The organism is Hahella sp. NS-SX17, assembly GCF_057367735.1.
The window spans coordinates 766307-784536 of the sequence record NZ_CM170632.1; the positions used below are offsets into that span (position 1 = coordinate 766307).

An 18230-nucleotide genomic window follows, 5' to 3' on the forward strand; every position below is an offset into this window, starting at 1 on the left:
GTCGCCTGGCGGGTTTTTTTATGTCTGAGCAGTCGTATTCAAATGGGCCCCACATGAGGTCAGGTGTTCGCGCAGTCTATAAAGTAAAACAGGCAATCGGTGGTGGCGATGATGGGATTGGTGGTCACCATGAACAATTTCAGCGGATGTTTGGGAGAAAGCCTGCCGTTGATATCGGCGAAGTGATCGTGCAGGCGCTCACGGCCTAGATGATCTTTGGCGGTCAGGGCGTCCAGACCCGCATCGCCCAGAATGGCCAGGCGCTCGCCGGCGGGTACTGAGCCGTAGTTGAAACGGGCGGCGTCCGGCGGCAGCGTCAGCGCCGCATCGGGATCGGCGGCATCGCCATAATGCACTCGCCGGCCGGGCTTCAATTCCATGCGAATAGGGTTGCGAAACCGATTGACGCCATAGTCGTGGCCAGCGGCGGCAAGCACCTGTTCGCTGCCGAAATAACGCTGCATGCCTTCCCGCGCAATCAACAGAGAAGTTTCATCCTGCGCGCCGCCGCACTCTATCGTCACCGTTGGCACGTCCAGCTCGCTGATTTCCATTAGCGCGCCCAGCCGTAGATCGGTAACGATCAAGTCGTTGGTCCAGAGTGACGTCAAGGCGCGGTGGTCGGCGTCGCACCGCACGGCTACGCCGAAGGCGGGACCGCTGCCTGAAGTATTATGCAGATCAATTAAACATTCAGGTTTGCTGTGGTGCAGGAAGTGCAGAATGGCCTCGGCCAGTTTACCCTGATCATCCTTGAACGGAGGCCGGAAGCAGCGGTTGAGATCACGCTGGCCAGGCAACATGCGCTGGCTGAACATTGGAGGGGCCAAGGCGGCGGGAATGGAAGCGATGATGATATCCATGTCCACTGCCGGCGTTTCGCCGGAGCGTAGATATGCGTATAAAGCGCGCGCCCCGGATGGCTCATTGCCATGCAACAGGGTGCAAAAAGCGCGGCGGCGCGAACTGTCGCGGCCTTGCAGTCGGATTAATGTAGGCCCCCCCAGCCGCTTTAGAAAGGCGGTGAAGTCCTCCTCGAAATCCAGGCTGCGGATTCCTTCAATAACCTTGAGCGGCATAGTGTTCAACCCCTTGGGTAATCATTTGAGGCGGCGAATGCCAGATGCTCAATACGTCCACCGGTGCACAGGTTCTCCACTACGGTAATTTTCCTGATAGCGAATCACCAGCTCCTTTAAAGCCTCTTCGTCACTTCGGTGAGGACGCAGCTTCTCCAGCATCCGTAACTGCCAGAGCGCGCCGTTGACCGGTTGCGCCAGGTTTTCTGCGCATACGTCCAGATAGTGGCGAATGTCCGCCGGGTCAATAGACGCCGCATTCAGTCCCTGCTCCGCCAAAGGCAGCAGTTCCTCCAGAATCTCCAGCGCCGGCCGTTCCTGCAAGCCTTCGCCGCCCCGGCCCGGCCAGAACAGTCTCGCGCGAAGGCCGTATTTGGCGGCGCGGTAAAAGTTATATTCGCAATAGCGGAAAGGAATGGCGGGAAGCATGTCGTGCATGGCTGGACGCAAACCTTCGATCAACCCCACCGTCAAAGCCGCGTTGGCGAGCATGTCCGTGGTGCTGGGACCCGCCGGTAGCGCACGGATTTCAATACGGATATGGCCGCCGTCCGCCGGGTCGTAAATAGGGCGATTCCAGGCCCAGATGCTGCCCTGGTGCAGGCGCAGCTCCTCCAGTAGCGGCGCTTGGCCGGGGCGGGGGGCGCCGCCATCGCCGCAAATAGGCAGCAGAGGTTCGAACAGGGAGACGCCCTCGCAGAATATCTCGTGGGCGTCCTTGCGCACCCAGCCGTTGCCGAATAACACACGGGCGGGAAGCCTTAGCCGCAATGGTGTTTCCATGCGATAGTCCGTGGCCTGTTTAAACAGGGCGACGCGGGTCTCGTGCCACAATCGTCGTCCCAGGAATAGTGGCGAGTTGGCCGCCAGCGCCACCGCCAGCGGTGTGACCAGTTGTGCGGCGTTAAACGCATCAGCGAAATCCGCCGGGTTCACGCGATAATGAAACTGGAACGAGGTGTTGGCGCCTTCCAGAGACACGTCTTGCCAATACAGATCCAGAGCATCGCGACCCTTGATGCTGATATGAAAGTCCTCGCCGCGCTTCTCTCTCAGTTGGCGCGCCAACGCTTGATAACGGGGGCTGTCGGTGATGGCGTCTGGGCCCATGTCCTCGGCGGTCAATGTTGGCAGAATGCCAATGGGCAACAGTGACGCCCCATGGGAGGCTGCATGGTTCTGCAGTGTTTTCAGTACGCTGTCGATCTGTCTCTGCAGAGCGCTGAAGGAGGCCCCGGATGCAGGGGTTGGCTCCAGGTTATACTCGAGGTTGAAGCGGTTCAGCTCCAGAGTGAGGTTGGGGTTGTTGACGGCGGCCAGGATTTCCTGATTTTTAGCGGTGGGACGTCCATGCCGGTCGATGATATAAAGTTCCAGTTCTGCGCCGAATGAAGTGGGGCCGACGCCGAAGTCGGGTTCGTCCAGCAGCTTGCGTAACGTCGCCAGGTTCTCCTGCAATCTTTGCTGGAAGTCCGCATACTCCTGGGCGCTGAACTGCGCCTTATCAACATGTCGCCCCATATCTGCGAGTTCTCCAGCAAGCGCGCTTGCAGCCAACATCGTTCTAATTATTAACATGGCAATGACATTGCCATGTTAATACTCAGGCGCATGGATGCGCCTGCGCGGCGGCTGGCCGCGGGAGACAAGGACTGATCTGTGCAGGCCCTGTCTTTGCAGACAACCCTGTCGTTGCAGACAAACAGCAGGAAGCTATTTGTCTGCCTGATTAATAAAGTAGGACAACTTTTCCGAGCGCGAAACTATAGCGCAAAAAAGCGGCTGTCGGCGGCGTACTATTTCGTCTGCTTGAAGGGCAGGTGAGCGTTGGCGTCGCATATGTATGCGTTGACGCCTTCGCGTTCTTCATCAAGAAAGTTGGCGATGGCCTGACGGAAAGCAGGGTGCTCGATTTTATGCAGGGAGTAGGTGGGCGTGGGCCGAAATCCTCGCAGTAATTTATGCTCCCCTTGGGCGCCTGCGTCAAAGCGCAGCAGTTTATGCGCAATGCAGTAATCGATGCCCTGATAATAGCAGGTCTCGAAGTGCAGGTGATCGAACTCTTCCGTACAGCCCCAATAACGGCCGAACAACGTTGAATTGTTCTTCAGAAACAGAGCGCCAGCGACGAAGCGCTGTTCCCGTTGCGCCAGGATGAGAAATACTTGCTCCGGCATAACCGCGATCAGGCGCTGGAAAAAAGCGTAGCTGAGATAAGGGCGCTGTCCTCGTTTCAGATAAGTTAGCTGGTAGAAGTCATAAAAAGCCTCCAGTTCAGGCTCGCCCACATCCGCTCCTTCGATCAGCTTGAATGCAATGCCCTGGCTGAGCACTGCCTGGCGTTCTTTACGGATGTTCTTGCGTTTACGTGAGGCCAGCGCCTGCAAAAAGTCGTCAAAGGACGCGTAGCCTTCATTGAGCCAGTGGAACTGGGTTCCGTGGCGTAACAACAGGGATTTGTTCTCACTCAGACTTTTCCGCGTGGCCTCGTCTGGAAACAGCAAGTGCCAGGACGAGGCGCCGGATTGACGCATGCGTTCGCCCATGGCGTGACTGATCGCCTGTGAGACGCGCTCCCGCTCAGCGTTGGCGGAGACCAACAGGCGCGGTCCGACGGAAGGCGTGAAAGGGACGGCAGTGAGCAGCTTCGGATAATACTCCAGACCATGACGATGGTAGGCGTCCGCCCAGGCCCAGTCGAACACGTATTCCCCGTAGGAGTGAGTTTTCAGATAACAGGGCGCAGCGCCAACTAAGGCGTCTTGGGCGTCGCGGATCAGAATATGTTGCGGCCGCCAGCCGGTTGTTTCGGCGACGCAGCCAGTCGTCTCCAGGGCGTGCAGAAACTCGTAACGGATAAAAGGGTTGTCCACGCCGCTCAACTGATTCCATTGAACGGGGGAGACGGCTTCAATGCTGTCGATAAACTCCGCGCGCAGCGCTGTCATACTCGGGCCCAATGTATGTTTCGATGAAACCAGGGAACCGGCCCATTATTGGACAGTTCGGCGCAAAGGAAAAGCCGGAGCGACGTCTGCGCCGTCCGGCGGAAGGAGATTACATGACGGATTCCAGGCCGCGCTGGGCGAGAATCTCCCGCGCCTCGCCGGATTCATAGGTTTTACGCAGCGCCTTGTTGAACTGGTTCACCAACTTGCGTCCGGTCTTTTTGCTGAACCCAATATGATAGTTGCGTTCCGTGTGGGTCCAGGCGAAACGGACTTTGTCCGCCAGCCCGCTTTGCCGCATCAGGTCGAGGCCCACGTCGCGATTGATATAAACAGAGTCGAGTTGTCCCTGAATCAGTTTTTTCAGGTTGCCCAGATCGTCTTTGGACAATTGTATGTCCATGTTCACCACAGGATTGATGCGATCCAGCGTCTTGGAGCTGCTGGATGGCCCAAAGACGCCTACCCGATGGCCGCTGAAGCTGGACAGGGTCAGGTAGTCCTTCTTATCCGTCGCCGGCACGAAGAATCCCCAGCTGGTGCGCAGCACTGGCAGGGTGTAGTACATCCATTCCGCGCGGCTTTCACTCCAGCTCACCAGGTAAACGCCATTGACTGCGCCGGCTTTCACCTGCTCTTCCGACTTGCTGAAAGATTCTTGTTTGATATTGCAGTCTACGTTGATTTTCTTGCAGGTGAGCAGGATGACGTCGGTGACGGGACCGCCCATCTTGCCGTTTTCCTCGTAAACGAAGGGACTGAATTCCGCAGAGTTGAAGATGAGCTGTTCGGATCTGGCGTAGCTCGCCAGGGTAAGGGAGATGAAAGTGATGACCGAGATGATTAAGCGCATTTTGACTCCTATATAGTTGGTCGTTTTATCGGAGCGAACTGCAAAAAGGGGGCGGAACCGAAGCTCCACCCCCTTGAACTACTTACATCGGGCGGCGGCGTGTGAGCCGCAGGGTCAGCAGAGCCAAGATGCTCAGCAGACCCAGGCCGCCGCCCCCGTCATCCTTGCCTTTGTTGGTGTCGCCTCCGCTGTTTCCTTCGTCGGAGCCGTTATTGCCGTCGCTATCGTCGATGGCTTCCAGATTCAACGTCACTACAACCGGATCGTGGTCGGAGCTGCGGTAGGGACCGACGCCGAAATAACCGGTGGAGTCTTTGTAGTATTCGAACAGGCCGTCGGCCTGCAGGGCGTAGGCTTCAATGGAGTTAACGTTCCAGTGATCGAGATCCACGATATCCTCCATGGCGGCGCTGCTGGCCAGGATATGGTCGAGACTGCCTTGCGCGCCGTCGTAGGTATATGAAAACCCTTCCGCGTCATGGGTTTCAGCTACCAAAGCATAGCCATAGTTTTTGCTTACTTCCACTGCGGCCCCTGCGTCCATGCCGGTGTTGGCGGCGGTCTTGATAGCGTAGCCGTGGGTGGCCGGATTGTAGTCGGTCAGCACGGAAATGGGGTCTTCCTTGGAGTAAGCATTCAGGTCGCCCAGGATCAAAATGCGCTCAGGCAATCCCAGCGTCGCCAGGGCTTCGCCCAGGGTGACGGCGGCGGAGACGCGCAATGGGTTGCAGTTGCCCTGCATCTGATCGATATCCGTTGGTCCGCTGTTATCGCAGGCGCTGCTGGAGCGTTTGGATTTGAAGTGGTTGATGGATACCGCAAAGCTTTGACCGGACGTCTTGTGAGTGAAAGCCTGCACCAAAGAAGGGCGCATGGCGGCGGTTTCTGAGGCGAGAGTCTGCTCAGGCATGTCGACTACAATGGCGTCGCCTTTGGGGGTGACGCTGGCGGCGCGATAAATCAGGCCGACGGTAATTTGATCCGTGCCCGGCTTGCCGCCGTCTTTTGTCGCCACATAGGTATAGGCGTCTTCGCCGATTTCATTGTTCAGCGCCGTCACCAGGGTGCTGATGGCGGAGTCATCGTCGAAACCGTCGTTCTCCAGCTCCATCAGGCCAACTACGTCCGCGTCGAGAGATTTCAGCGCTTTGACGATACGCGCCTGCTGCAGCAGAAATTCTTCTTCTGAGGTAGCGCCCCGCGGATTGGCGGAGTAATCGATGGTGTCGTCGTCTTTCTTCACGCCGTTGAAGTAGTTCAGGACGTTGAAGCTGGCCACCGCCAGATTGCCCAGCGCAGCTTCCGGCGCGGCGGTGCGGCCGGGGGAGGTGACGCCGATAGAGGCCATCGGGTTGATGCGGTACACATTGTAGGAGTAGTTCAGCGGACCGGTGGCGGACACCAGATCGCCCAGCAGAATGGGGTTGTCGTAACCAAAGTCAGGGTAAAAGCTGACGCTGGCGGTATTCTGGCTGGAGGAATTGTCTTCGATATAAAGCAGGTTGGCTTTGTTTTCCTCAATAACCGCGTTGTATTCCGCGCTGCCGGGTATAGCGACATCGGTGGGCGTCCATTTCAGCTTGTCGCTGATGGTGATTTCACCATAGCGGCCCAGGCCGTAAGTATTGGCGACCACCGCATTGGATACGCTGACGACCATGCCTTCCAGCGCTTCCAGATTAAGGTCCATCGCAAACGGCAGGGTAATTGGCGTCACGGTGGCGACGGCGTCAGTGGCGCCGCAATCCGCCAGTTCGGAGACGCTGATCTGGCTGTTGCCGTGATAGTCGGAAACGGCGCCTTTTATACGCACCAGATTGCCCAGGGTTAGAGAGCCGCCGCCGTTGCTGAATGCGAAGATGCCTTCAGAGGTTTGGGGATTACCGTCTTCGTCAGAAGGTTCTTCCTGGACGAAGAATCCGTTGTTGCGGAAACCGGTGATTATGCCTTCAACGATCACGGTCTGGTCTTTCATCGCCACTTCGTCAGTACTGCCTTGTACGGCGCTGATCAGCGTAGCCGCCTCGCCGCAGGCGCCTAAGGTTGGCGCAGGATCTCCGCCGTCGCCGCCATCTCCTCCGTCCGCGCCAGGGGCTTTGCCCAGCCCACTGAAGGTGTCTTTCGCCAGTGTTTGCCACTGATCCTGGTTAAAATCTGGGTTGGCGGTCGTATCTGTACGGGACAGAGTGACATCTTTCAGGTAAGCGCTTGCGCCTTCTTTAAGTGTTCCCACACGGTCGACAATATCGCCGCTAACCAAGCGCAACACGACGGAATCGCCGCCATTAAAGCCGATGGCGTCGTCAGTTGAGGTGCTGTTGGCCAGCGCTTTCAAGCCATCATTAGCGCCGCTGTTAGCGTGCACATATACCGCGCCGGCCGCCAGGGAAAACGAAGGCAGGGTCATGAAAGCGTTAGGAGTTTCTGCGCCGTCTTTAAAACGTGCGATCTCATAGGCGCTGAGTTCTACAGCGTCGCTGCCGGTATTGTAGAATTCCAGGGCTTTATTGTTGGAAGAACCTTCCACGTATTCCGAAATGATGAGGTCCGCCTGAGCGGAGAGTGGGAACGCGGTGATCATCGCCGCCATGAGGGCGCGGCGTCTGCTGCTTTCAGGATATTTCATTTTAATTATTTCCGAGTTACAACCAGGATTGTATAAAGTGCGTCCGGCCAATACTGCTCTGACTCCAGCCAGATATAACCGGACGAGAGCTTAGAGCAAGCGTTATGCCACGATCAAGGCGGGGTGAGAGCGTAATGTGACCTGGTTACAATAAATAAAAGTACCTATCCCTTGAGCGCTTTCATGAGAAGAAACTAAAACGAATATAATAAGTGGCTAATCAAATGCTTACGATTCGTATGCCAGAGCTTGACGAAGTTGGAGGGACTAATCCGGGATAGAGATAAATTATGTATATTATTTGACCATATGTTCAGCAAAGGTGCATTTTCTGACGTGGCGGTCAAAAAATGCGCATACCGAAAAAACTCCTTTTATGGCGAGATGTTCAGTCAACAAATCCCAGTGGCTTGGGGTAAAATCCACATATTGTCGCCCTTCGAACGAAGACGTCCTTAACCAGAAGTAAAACGAACAGGTGGTCCGAACGGTGTCGGAAAAAGAAGTCGCCGCCATGCGCTGGTGCGTCTATATGTTGCTGGCCAGCGATAATTCGCTTTACACCGGCATTACCAACAACCCTGCGAAACGTTTTCAGGATCATCTGCAGGGGAACGGCGCCAAGTTTTTTCGTGGGCGTAAACCGGTGCGCCTGTTGTATGCGGAGGCGGGCCATGATCGCGCCAGCGCGAGCCGCCGGGAAATTGAGATAAAAAAACTGAAGCGCAGCGGCAAACTGCGTCTGATAGAAGAACATGTATTGGATAACGCTTTTCGGGAGTTGAACCGTAGTTGCTTCGGCCTGTGAGTACAGGTCCCGCGTTCCTGATGCGACCTTCACCAAGTGAGATGGGAGAACAACAGGATGTCCACGGACGTAATCGTCAGTCACTTTCTGGCTATCTTTTTCACCATGATTGGCGTGCACTACACCTGCCGTAGCCTGGGGCTGCGCAAGCGCACCGGCGTCAGTCATATTCATTACGGCGCCGCCGCCAGCAAGAGCTGGTGGGTGCGCTGGGTATTCAACCTGTTTCGCCTGCTGATTCTGGCGGTGACGGTGGCGCGTGTGTTTTATCCCGATGTGGACGCCTATCTTGGCGTGTTTCCTGCGATGTTTGCGCCAGCCGTGTTGTGGAGCGGCGTCGGCCTGTTGCTGCTCTCCTTCGGGTTAATCGACTATGTGCACTCCTACATGCACACAGACTGGCGCTCCGGCATTGATGCTGACGGCAAAGCGCAACTGTTGACTCAGGGACCTTTTCGTTATTGTCGTAATCCGCTGTTCGCAGGCGTGTATATCGGGCAGATCGGTTTGTTTCTGGCGCTGCCGTCATTGTTTACCCTGGGGTGCCTGATCATCGGCGCAGGCATGATCGCAATTCAGGCCAGACTGGAGGAAACCGCCCTGCGACGCGCTTATGGCCAGGCTTATGAGCGCTATTGTGAGCGGGCGCCCCGCTGGATTCCCCGTTTTGGCAAAGCAATGGGGCCGGGTTGGCAGGATTAGTCGCTTAGTTCACGCCCAGTAAACGCATGAAGACCTGCGTCATTTCTGCGGTCTTCTCCGGCGCCTCGATCATCGGGGCGTGTCCTACGCCATCAATGATCATCTTGCGCGAATTGACGATTTGACGGGTGAATACCTCCGCATTGCGATAGTCGATCACCCGGTCTTCTCTTCCCCAGAGCACCAGAGTCGGGCATTTGACGTTCCGCAATACTTGCTTGAAATCATAATCGTGCTGTTCTCTCACCAGCTCTGCGAATATATGATCATATATGCCTGTATTGGCGATGGCTTTTTCCGTCAGCACGGAGGTAATCGGCCAGGGAATGAACGGCTTGTCCTCCATGGCGAAGTCTATAAGGACCTCAAAATCTTCCGGTTTTCTCACTATCAACGGGTTTTCACCTTGCTGCAGTCGCGCTTCCAGCTCGCTGGAAAATTCGTACACGCCTGCGGGGTTCATCAGCACTAATGAGTCGACGCTACTTGGATATTCAGCGGCGTACATAGAGGAGATCGCGCCGCCCATGGAATTGCCCATCAGATGAAAGCGGCCCAGGCCGGCGGCTTCCGTAAAGGCGCGTACGTAGCCCACCTGATCGTCGAGGTCGTAGGGGAGGCTGAGATCTTTACTGCTGTCGCCATGGCCCAGCAGATCGAGAGCGACGATGTGGTAGTGGGAAGGGAGGTGGCGCATAAAGCGCAGCCAGTTCTCTTTGCTGGCCCCGAAACCATGCAGCAGCAGGATGGTTTCGGCGCTCGGCGGCGCCTGGTTCTCCAGGTAGGCGAAACGGTGTCCCTGAGTCTCCAGGCTTTTGGCGGTCACGCCCGCCTGGGCGCGTTCAAAGTCCATGGCGAGATCATACAGGCCGTATTTAATCTCGGAACACGCTGACAGCAGGGTCAGCGCAGCGATGAGAAGCCCGGCCCGAAAAAACTGAGCGGAATGAGACAAACGCATGCTGTTTCCTGTAAATCCATACTGACAAACGGAGCCTTCTCCCATCGCGGGACAATGGATCTAAGGGCTGCCGTAAGCGGACATTTAATCAAATCCAGAGCCGCAGAAGCAACGGTCTAGCTTTGAGCCTGAGCGGCGGCGCGGCTGAAATTGTGACTCTGATCTACACTGAGTTTTATCTCAAGAGCAACGCGTCGGATGACACTGCTTTAACGCGACGCACAGGCTGATTGCAGTGGAGGAATAGGGTATGACCGCTGACTCCCAGGTCCCTGACGACAATTATTGGCGCGACCCTGATCGCGCAGAGTGCGATGAATTGAAATCTCAGCTTGAGGAACGCGCCCGCACTGACGAGCCCATGCGCGGATTCAAGCTGAGTCGGGCGGAGTTGGCCGGTATCGACCTGGTGCGGCGCAACTCCAAAAATGGTTACAAGTTGGTGGAGTCCGATCTCTATCGCGCCAATCTGGAAGGCGCTCATTGTTTCCGTCTGGACCTATCCGGCTCCTCTTTAATGAAAGCCAATCTGAGCAAGGCGAATCTGCATTGCGCTAACCTGCAGAACTGCAATCTGCTGGGCGCAGTGTTCGAGCAAACCAAAATCGAACATATTCAGTGGGGCGATAAGCTGTTGCAGGAAAGGCTGGCGGAAAAGGCCGCCAACCGGGAGCAGAAGCTGGACCTTTATCAACAGGCGGAGGAGATATACCGACATCTGCGTAAAGTCGCCGAGCAACAGGGGCTCTTTGAGACCGCCGGGCATTTCTTTCAGAAAGAGATGTTGATGCGTCGCTTTCAGTTACCGCCATTTTCCGGCGCACGTTTCGTCTCCAAACTGGTGGATTTATTCTGCGGATACGGGGAGCGTCCCGACCGCGTCATTCTTTTCTCCTGTCTTATTGTGCTCGCCTTCTCGTTTATCTACTTCACGCTGGGCATCCGCGAAGGAGAGCAGGCGCTGTACGCCGGCGGAGGGGCCAATTTGTGGTCTGAACTGGAGTATTTTCTGAGTTGCCTGTATTTCAGCGTTGTCACTTTCACCACACTGGGCTACGGAGATCTCGCCCCAGTGGGCCTCACCCGCGCATTCGCCGCGACGGAAGCTTTTTTCGGCAGCTTCACCCTGGCGCTCTTTGTTGTCGTTTTCGTGAAGAAAATGACGAGATAGGGAGTCCATTCTCAAAGGCCTCAACATCGCCGCTTCCAGACATGGGCTATAGTTATTGAATATGACAGAACTGAAATATTCGGGAGCCAATGTATGGGATTCTCATATTTCGTTGTTGCTGCTGTGCTTAACGCGTCTTGCCGCTTGGAGAACCAAGATCCGGCTCCGCCTATCTACCATGTGGCGGTGATAGATCGTTTTTACCCTGGCGATGAGTCTTTCGCGTCCGAAGAAGATAAAGACATGGACGGTTGGCTTAACGGCATGATCGATCTGGATCGAGACCGCAGGAGAGAGCCGCTCTATCATGGCGACATCGTCAGTCTTTTAGCCTCTGCCCCTCAGGTGGAGGTGACGCCTTATCCCCTGACTCCCGGCGAGGTTCCTCAGGAAGAAATACTTCGGCAACTGGCGGAAGTGCGCAAACACGTATTCTGGGGCGAGCCTATTGACGCTCTGGTGCTGTCCTGGGAATCCTCGACTTTGATTAGCGCCTTTGAAAAGCCCCTGCGCTCGGAAAATGTGGAAAGCTACAAGGCGGTCGTGCGCAGCTGGGCGGAGCATGATCCAGTATGGAGTCTCAGCTATCGCATCATTCGTCTGATGGAGGATCTGGCGGAAAGCGGGGTGCAGGTCTACACCATCGCCGGCAACGGCGGCCGCGGCATGGTCAACACATACTCATTTGCGGATGGCGTAGTGACAGTGGGCGCGGTGGAGGAGGAGCTGGGCGACTTCATTGCCGATAACGAATTAGTGGACACCCACGAGCAAGCCGCCTACTTCTTCCGACTGGTGCTGGACGCCACTGGCGCTCCGGTAGGCTATGATGTGGACGGAGATGATTGCGCGGATGTGCCGGTAACCTGTCTCACAGGCTATTCTCCTGAACGTATGGATTATCCGGCGAAACCCTGGCCGCCATTGAAAGGCTCTTCCTTCGCCGCGCCCATGGCGCTGCGCAGACATCTTTTGGGCGACCAAAGCCACAGGTGCTCTGGGACCTGAAACAAATTGAGGGGCGCTTCCGCCTGCTACGCCACCAGGTTGCGGAAGCCTTTTTTCAAATACTCCATCTGATCCGCCAGAATGCGTCGATTGGCCAGATACAGATACTCATAGCGATTCGGCGTATAAGGCACCGCCAGCAACTCCATGCTGCACTCACTCAATAAACGCGCGCCTTTGTGTCCGTTACAGCGTTTGCAGGCTGTCACCACGTTGGTCCACACATTACGGCCGCCACGGCTCAAAGGCACAATGTGGTCGCGACTCAGCAGACTGTGATGGAATTTTTCGCCGCAGTACATGCAGCGGAAGCTGTCCCGGGAAAAAAGGTAGCGGTTGAGGAGGGGAGGAATGCTGCGCAGTTCTTTGGGGTCCTTGCGGCCGACAATGATCTGCGGCACGTCAATGGTGGACTGCACTCCTTGCGAGTTATACCCGCCATGCAGGGTGGAGCATATTTCTCCAAATGTATATAACGCCCTATCGCACACGATCTCAGTCACGGCGGCGTAAACATCCAGCCAACACTGAGGAAGTCCTGACGGCGTTATCTTGAGCACCATGGGATACATGGACACCTCTGATCTTTCGTCAATTAGGCACGTTCCAGTGCTATATGAAATACATTTACTCTGACAGTTGTATTACAAGTGGGCGGTTTTTTCCATGTATTTCGGTAAATTAAGTGATCAATCAGGTGAAAATTCGTACACCCGGAACGAATTTTGAATTACTGGACGTCGCTTGAGGAATCCGCCGAAAACGAGCAGCCTCCTTCCCTCTGCTACACTTTGTTCATCAGCCTTTCAGAGCAGGGACACGGATATGAGCGGGAGCATTTCTGAGGCGCAGTTGAGAAAAGCAGGGGAAACGTCAATGACCGACAATACGCCCCCTTCCAGGTACAGTCCTTCCCAAATACTGGCGTCAGAGACTTGTAGCGATGAGGATCGCCTCAACCGATTTCCTCTGGCCGAGACGCTTGCGAACTTTCTGGCTGCACCTGAAAACAAAGATCATCAAACCATTGGCCTCATGGGCGATTGGGGTGTGGGTAAGTCCACGTTTATTCACCAACTGAAGAAAGTCCTGCGGGATAAACACGGCGCGACGCAGCCCTTTCTATTTGGCGAGTACAACGCCTGGAAATACGAGCATACGGAGAGTCCCCAGGCCGGGCTGGCGCAGGAGACAATCAAAGCATTGTCAGCGTTTGACGCAAAGACGGGGAGTGGGAGTACACCTTCGCTGAAGCACAACAAGGTAGGGAGAGGGCTGTTTTCCTTGGCGGCTGCGTTTGTCTTGCTTCTCGGGGCGCTGCATTTTCTTAAGTCCTATGCCGGATTAACCACCTGGGTGACGGATTTGTTCGGCGACGGCATGGTGTCCTGGCTGATGTCCGCCAGCATGGTATTGGCGGCGGCCTCCATTCTGTATTTGCTATATCTGGGATATCACAATGGGCAGAAACTACTGCTCACCTTCAGGTTCGGATGGAAGCTGAAATCGGAACGAATCTGTATATTCTTCGCCGTACTGGGGCTGCAGGTCGTGTTCTGGTGCGTGCAATACACCGACGACTCCTCCGTGTTTTCCTCTGGGGTCGGCAAGTTTGTCGCGCATATTCCGGCGCTGCTTCTGGCGGGCTCATACAAGTACTTTCAGACGGTATGGGCAAGCCCGATGGCGCCGGAGTTGAACACCTACTTGCGTCTGCCGGCGTATGGTCATTATCTGGGAACCGCTCCCGTCATGCACAGGCATCTGCAGTCGCTGTGCGAACTGCGGCTGCGACCGAAGAAAGGGCCGGAAAGTCGCTTTCTGCTGGTGGTGGAGGATCTGGACCGCTGCAGTTACGAGAATATCGTGAAAACCTTTGAGACCCTGCGTTTGGTGATGAATATTCCCCGCGTAACCGTAATTATCGCCATCAATCAGCAGATTGCCCTGACGGCGCTGGCGATGCATTACGAAAAACTCGCGCCGCAACATAAATGGCAGAACCCGCAGGCGATTGCGCGTGATTACCTGGCGAAAGTCATGCATTTGTCCATTACGCTAAGCGAGCCAGACGCCATCGCTCTGGCGCGTTATCTGGACGGGGTCTGCGGCGCACAATCCGGCCCGTCGCAGACAGCGTCCCCTATGGCGATCCATCAGTTGCTCCCTGACTCTTCGGCCCACGGGGCGAGAGAAGGTATGTCTCCTCAGCAGAAACAGGCTTTTCAATACTGGTTGGAACATTTTGGACTGAGCAATCCCAGGCAAGTAAAACGGCTTTACAACGGATATAACCTGCTACGCGCCTACCTGCGCGAAGACTGGCTGCAGACGGAAGATGAAGCGCCGGGGTTGAGCGATCAGCGCATGCCTTATGCCTATCCTGTTATGGTCACATTATTCGCCATGGAGTACGTCAACGATCATCCAGATCAGCTTGGAGAAAAAGGGCTCCACTATTGGAAAAAGCTCCTGCGCGGCGAACAGGTGAAACCGCTGCAGGATGGCGACAGTCTGGGACGCATCGACCACGACGTGCTGGCGATTATTAAAGAGCCGGCGCAGGAAGACAAATTAACGCCAGCGATTCGGGCGTTTGTGTTGCCCGCCATTGAGACAGAGGAAATCGAGCCGGTGCTGAAAGGCTGAAGCAAGGCGTTCCCCGCCCTTTACCCGATACCAATTCCCGCTGCATACCAGTAAAGTGAGTGTTTAAGGCAGGTTATTGATCTTACGTTATATGTTGAGTCGAGTTTTGGGCGGGAGTCTGCGGCCGCTTATATTAGCCGTGACAGTGTTTTTTACCGCATGCGCTGAAACCACATACACCCCGCAATTGCATCTTAATGATGCGGATTTGGAGTGGGTAGGGCGCAAAGTATTTCACAATGAATGCGCGAGTAAACGCGAGTGTCTGGTGTCCTGGAATCAGGGAGAGGCGTTTCCGTCTCTGGGAATTGGGCATTTCATCTGGTATCCCGCTGGCGTGGAGGAAAAATTCAAAGAGAGTTTTCCGTTATTGTTTCAGTCCATGCTGACGCAGGGTGTGGCGGCGCCGTCCTGGATGTTGGAGTTGGACCCTTTTGACGCCCCCTGGACGTCCCGGCAGGCGTTTTTGGCCGTTCAGAACAGTCCGCAAGTGGAGGAGCTGCGAGGATTCCTGGAGCGCACCAAAGCGCAGCAAATTGCTTTCATGTTCCAGCGAACGTCTACTTCTCTGGAGAAAATCATTGAGTCCTCCCCCGGAGGCAGCCATGAAACGATCCGGTTGCGGGTAATGCGGTTAAGCGAAACCCGGGGCGGCGCCTATGCGCTGATCGATTACGTTAATTTCAAAGGGGACGGTCTGCTGGAAACGGAGCGCTACAACGGGCAAGGTTGGGGATTAAAGCAGGCGCTGGAGGAAATGGATCGTTTTGAGCAGGGACGTACGCCATTACTGGCGTTTCGCATGGCGGCGATCTATGTGCTGGAAAGAAGAGCGAATAACGCCGTAAACCCTATCGAAAAGGAACGATGGCTGCCGGGCTGGAAAAACCGGCTGACCACTTACACGGACCCGGAGGCTTTGTAACCGTGCTGCAGATTTCCAATAAAGTCAGTATTCCCGATCACGAAATCGATATGCAGGCCATCCGCGCCCAAGGCGCCGGGGGGCAGAATGTCAACAAGGTGTCCTCCGCTGTGCACCTGCGTTTTGACATCAAAGCGTCGTCGTTGCCGGAAATATACAAGGAAAGGTTGCTTGAACTAAGCGACCAGCGCATCACTAAAGACGGCGTTATCGTCATCAAAGCGCAACAATATCGAACCCAGGAGCAAAACCGCGAGGACGCCCTGGCGCGGCTGCGGGAAGTGATTGTGGCGGCGATGGCGACGCGCAAAAAACGCATCGCCACCAAACCCACCAAAGGTTCGCAAACCCGACGCCTGGACGGCAAAACCAAGCGCGCTCAGGTCAAGTCCGCCCGCGGGCGGGTGAACCGTTATGACTGATTAATAGTTCTCGCAATCCGCCGACAGGCTGTGATTGCAGCCGTCGCGGCCGATGTACTGCTGAGTGCTGTACTCGTCGATCGGCAGTTTATCCACGGTCATGCCGTCTTCGGTGAGCGCATCCACATAGTCTACGAATCCCTGCGCGTACTCAGTAAAGGTATCCACGTACAGTCCGGCGTTATAAGGCGTGGCGAAAGTGATGTAGCCATCCTGGCCGGAGGCGATGAAATCGTTGGTGACCACCGTGTAGGTCGCGTTCAGGTCGATGGCGCTCCAGTCTCCAGCCACCCGTGAGTTCACCTCTACGTTGGACAGGCGCGCGCCCTTGGCCTGGGAGGCGTCCACGTTGAAGCGCAGGCCGGAGGCGTAGGGGTAGGAGCCGGAGGAGCCGTTGTTGTCCAGGGTATTGGACAGCGCGTCCTCCAGCACGTCGACGATCTGCTGTCCGGTCATTTGCAGCGTCACCAGGGTATTGGAGAAGGGCAGCAGGGTGTACGCGTCCGCCACGGTAAAATCGCCCAACGGAATGTCTGTCCGCACGCCGCCGCCGTTCTGGATGGCGATGTCCGCTGTGGGCGTCACCGTCAGGAACGCCTTGGCGACGATATTGGAGATATCGCTGCCGTTCACGTAATTATCCGCAACGTCGCACAGGCTGGAGCGTGATTCGCCGGGCCAGCGCACCAGACACAGATTTTCAGATACCGTGCCGATCACGGTCTGCTTTAAGGTATCCACTTCATCGTCATATATCGCCAGCAGGCGCTCTGAAACGGCGTCGGGTGTAGTGGAAACAACTTCCTTATAGCTGGTCAGTGCTTGCGTAACCCGGTCGGCGTCAATGGCCGGCAGGGTTTTAGTGACTTTGTCCGCAGCAGTATAGGTGAACGTCCTGGCGACCGGCATGTAAGGGGCGCCGCTGCAGGCGGTGACTTTACCGCTCTCGTCGAAGGTGACGTCCAATGCGCCGAGCAGGTGCGCATATTCCCAGGCGTGTACGATGCAAACCGGGTCTCCGGCTTTGTCAGTGGCTTTTTTCGGGTAGTCGCTGACGACGTTGAAGCCCAGTTGTGTGAACGTCTCTCCGCCCATCAAGGTGTGGGAGTCGCCGCCGACAATAAGGTCGACGCCGGTGAGATTGGCGGCCAGGGTCTGATCATTGGCGTAGGTGTAGTGCGTCATCAGTATGATTTTGTTGACGCCCTGGGCGCTGATCTCATCAATGTATTGCTGCGCTGTGGCGGTTTCGTCGAGCAGCGTGGTGCCAGAGTCGGGACGGCTTGACTCTTGCGTCTTCTGGGCGATATCTATGCCGATAAGGCCGACTTTCTGGCCGCCCACTTCTTTGATGACGTAAGGTTTGATGTAGCCCTGGGCGATAGGCGAAGCGTCGCCGGGAACGACATTGGCCGCCAGTATGTCGGTTCCGCAATCATCCGCCGCCAGATAATTCAGAAATGAAGCCAGGCCGGAGTCGCCGTTGTCGAACTCATGGTTGCCTAAGGCGAAGGCGTCAAAACAGATCCGGTTCATCATCTCCGCATCCGCTTCCCCGCCGAATAGGGTGAAATACAGCGTGCCAGTGACCGCATCGCCGGAGTGCAGTTTCAGGACATTGCGTTTCTCATCCGCCAGGTCGTCGGCCAGCCTGGTCAGCATGGGAAAGCCGCCGTAAGAGACGGTAACCGAGCTGATATCGGAGCCGTTATCAGTTTTAGTTTGCAGCTCCAACGCGCTGACGTCGTAACTGAAGGTGGATGCAGCAAGATGGGAGTGGTGATCGTTGATGTGCAGGATGCTCAGGCTGAACCCGGTGTTCTCTCCGTCGCTGTTATTGTCGCCGTCGCTGCAGGCGGCGAGCGCGATCAACGCGCACAATACTGCGCTTGTGCGCGTAAGATGAAAAGGCGCCATTAGTCATGCTCCACTGTGAATTTGAGTATGGATGCCGATTGTTATTAGAGCTGGGAGTGTCCCACTGAATTATTGCGGCAATGTTGCAACTAACGGAGGAGAAAAGAGGGGAAGCCGCCCTTTGGTTACTGAGTAAAACGGGCGGTCTATAAGGCGCGATG

The 18230-nt window shown here is 55.8% G+C and carries 15 protein-coding genes; 7 read left to right on the forward strand and 8 right to left on the reverse strand.

The genetic code is table 11. The annotated features are described in order from the left end of the window. Positions 1-59: 59 nt before the first annotated feature. The 5 genes from AC2IBB_RS03475 to AC2IBB_RS03495 all read right to left on the reverse strand — a co-directional run bounded on the left by AC2IBB_RS03475 (position 60) and on the right by AC2IBB_RS03495 (position 7506). A complete protein-coding gene (locus AC2IBB_RS03475) occupies positions 60-1079 on the reverse strand; it encodes a M14 family metallopeptidase (RefSeq protein WP_486331523.1) in 1020 nt (339 codons plus the stop codon). Between the two features lie 48 nt (positions 1080-1127). Then, on the reverse strand, positions 1128-2600 hold the full coding sequence (locus tag AC2IBB_RS03480) for a glutamate-cysteine ligase family protein (protein WP_486331524.1): 1473 nt from the start codon (positions 2598-2600) through the stop codon (positions 1128-1130). Positions 2601-2875: 275 nt separating this feature from the next. After that, positions 2876-4027, reverse strand: coding sequence for a GNAT family N-acetyltransferase (locus AC2IBB_RS03485; protein ID WP_486331525.1), 1152 nt, complete (start codon positions 4025-4027; stop codon positions 2876-2878). 109 nt (positions 4028-4136) lie between these two features. Continuing rightward, positions 4137-4880, reverse strand: coding sequence for a substrate-binding periplasmic protein (locus tag AC2IBB_RS03490; RefSeq protein WP_486331526.1), 744 nt, complete (start codon positions 4878-4880; stop codon positions 4137-4139). Between the two features lie 82 nt (positions 4881-4962). After that, a complete protein-coding gene (locus AC2IBB_RS03495) occupies positions 4963-7506 on the reverse strand; it encodes an ExeM/NucH family extracellular endonuclease (RefSeq protein ID WP_486331527.1) in 2544 nt (847 codons plus the stop codon). Between the two features lie 490 nt (positions 7507-7996). On the opposite strand from AC2IBB_RS03495, the gene AC2IBB_RS03500 reads away from it, so the two are divergent. Together AC2IBB_RS03500 and AC2IBB_RS03505 are read left to right on the forward strand one after the other, a co-directional pair. Continuing rightward, on the forward strand, positions 7997-8314 hold the full coding sequence (locus AC2IBB_RS03500; protein ID WP_486331528.1) for a GIY-YIG nuclease family protein: 318 nt from the start codon (positions 7997-7999) through the stop codon (positions 8312-8314). Positions 8315-8371: 57 nt separating this feature from the next. Beyond that, on the forward strand, positions 8372-9016 hold the full coding sequence (locus tag AC2IBB_RS03505; protein ID WP_486331529.1) for a methyltransferase family protein: 645 nt from the start codon (positions 8372-8374) through the stop codon (positions 9014-9016). Positions 9017-9020: 4 nt separating this feature from the next. Here AC2IBB_RS03505 and AC2IBB_RS03510 read toward each other — a convergent pair whose 3' ends face one another. Continuing rightward, positions 9021-9977 (reverse strand): alpha/beta fold hydrolase, encoded by a 957-nt coding sequence (locus AC2IBB_RS03510; protein WP_486331530.1) that lies wholly within the window; start codon positions 9975-9977, stop codon positions 9021-9023. A gap of 250 nt (positions 9978-10227) precedes the next feature. Here AC2IBB_RS03510 and AC2IBB_RS03515 point away from each other — a divergent pair, with 250 nt between their 5' ends. Continuing rightward, positions 10228-11148 (forward strand): ion channel, encoded by a 921-nt coding sequence (locus AC2IBB_RS03515; RefSeq protein WP_486331531.1) that lies wholly within the window; start codon positions 10228-10230, stop codon positions 11146-11148. 93 nt (positions 11149-11241) lie between these two features. Beyond that, entirely contained in the window at positions 11242-12156 is a 915-nt protein-coding gene (locus AC2IBB_RS03520; RefSeq protein ID WP_486331532.1) for a hypothetical protein, read from the forward strand. A 26-nt stretch (positions 12157-12182) separates the two neighbouring features. Here the strand turns inward: AC2IBB_RS03520 and AC2IBB_RS03525 are convergent, their stop codons facing one another. Further along, positions 12183-12719, reverse strand: coding sequence for an HNH endonuclease (locus AC2IBB_RS03525; protein WP_305901788.1), 537 nt, complete (start codon positions 12717-12719; stop codon positions 12183-12185). 262 nt (positions 12720-12981) lie between these two features. Here AC2IBB_RS03525 and AC2IBB_RS03530 point away from each other — a divergent pair, with 262 nt between their 5' ends. The 3 genes from AC2IBB_RS03530 to arfB all read left to right on the forward strand — a co-directional run bounded on the left by AC2IBB_RS03530 (position 12982) and on the right by arfB (position 16152). Further along, entirely contained in the window at positions 12982-14805 is a 1824-nt protein-coding gene (locus AC2IBB_RS03530) for a P-loop NTPase fold protein (RefSeq protein WP_486331533.1), read from the forward strand. Positions 14806-14950: 145 nt separating this feature from the next. After that, the gene (locus tag AC2IBB_RS03535) at positions 14951-15730 is read left to right on the forward strand and encodes a hypothetical protein (protein ID WP_486331534.1); all 780 of its coding nucleotides are present in this window, start codon (positions 14951-14953) and stop codon (positions 15728-15730) included. Positions 15731-15732: 2 nt separating this feature from the next. Then, the gene (arfB, locus tag AC2IBB_RS03540; protein WP_486331535.1) at positions 15733-16152 is read left to right on the forward strand and encodes an alternative ribosome rescue aminoacyl-tRNA hydrolase ArfB; all 420 of its coding nucleotides are present in this window, start codon (positions 15733-15735) and stop codon (positions 16150-16152) included. Here arfB and AC2IBB_RS03545 read toward each other — a convergent pair whose 3' ends face one another. Then, positions 16153-18069: a 5'-nucleotidase C-terminal domain-containing protein gene (locus AC2IBB_RS03545; RefSeq protein ID WP_486331536.1), complete on the reverse strand. Its 1917-nt coding sequence runs from the start codon at positions 18067-18069 to the stop codon at positions 16153-16155. Between the last annotated feature and the right edge of the window lie 161 nt (positions 18070-18230).

Coding starts and splice junctions, on each gene's coding strand:
- AC2IBB_RS03495 (WP_486331527.1), bottom strand. CDS start 7,506: ATGAAATATCCTGAAAGCAGCAGACGCCGCGCCCTCATGGCGGCGATG.
- AC2IBB_RS03475 (WP_486331523.1), bottom strand. CDS start 1,079: ATGCCGCTCAAGGTTATTGAAGGAATCCGCAGCCTGGATTTCGAGGAG.
- AC2IBB_RS03485 (WP_486331525.1), bottom strand. CDS start 4,027: ATGACAGCGCTGCGCGCGGAGTTTATCGACAGCATTGAAGCCGTCTCC.
- AC2IBB_RS03510 (WP_486331530.1), bottom strand. CDS start 9,977: ATGCGTTTGTCTCATTCCGCTCAGTTTTTTCGGGCCGGGCTTCTCATC.
- AC2IBB_RS03520 (WP_486331532.1), top strand. CDS start 11,242: ATGGGATTCTCATATTTCGTTGTTGCTGCTGTGCTTAACGCGTCTTGC.
- AC2IBB_RS03525 (WP_305901788.1), bottom strand. CDS start 12,719: ATGGTGCTCAAGATAACGCCGTCAGGACTTCCTCAGTGTTGGCTGGAT.
- AC2IBB_RS03545 (WP_486331536.1), bottom strand. CDS start 18,069: ATGGCGCCTTTTCATCTTACGCGCACAAGCGCAGTATTGTGCGCGTTG.
- AC2IBB_RS03490 (WP_486331526.1), bottom strand. CDS start 4,880: ATGCGCTTAATCATCTCGGTCATCACTTTCATCTCCCTTACCCTGGCG.
- AC2IBB_RS03515 (WP_486331531.1), top strand. CDS start 10,228: ATGACCGCTGACTCCCAGGTCCCTGACGACAATTATTGGCGCGACCCT.
- AC2IBB_RS03505 (WP_486331529.1), top strand. CDS start 8,372: ATGTCCACGGACGTAATCGTCAGTCACTTTCTGGCTATCTTTTTCACC.
- AC2IBB_RS03480 (WP_486331524.1), bottom strand. CDS start 2,600: ATGGGGCGACATGTTGATAAGGCGCAGTTCAGCGCCCAGGAGTATGCG.
- AC2IBB_RS03530 (WP_486331533.1), top strand. CDS start 12,982: ATGAGCGGGAGCATTTCTGAGGCGCAGTTGAGAAAAGCAGGGGAAACG.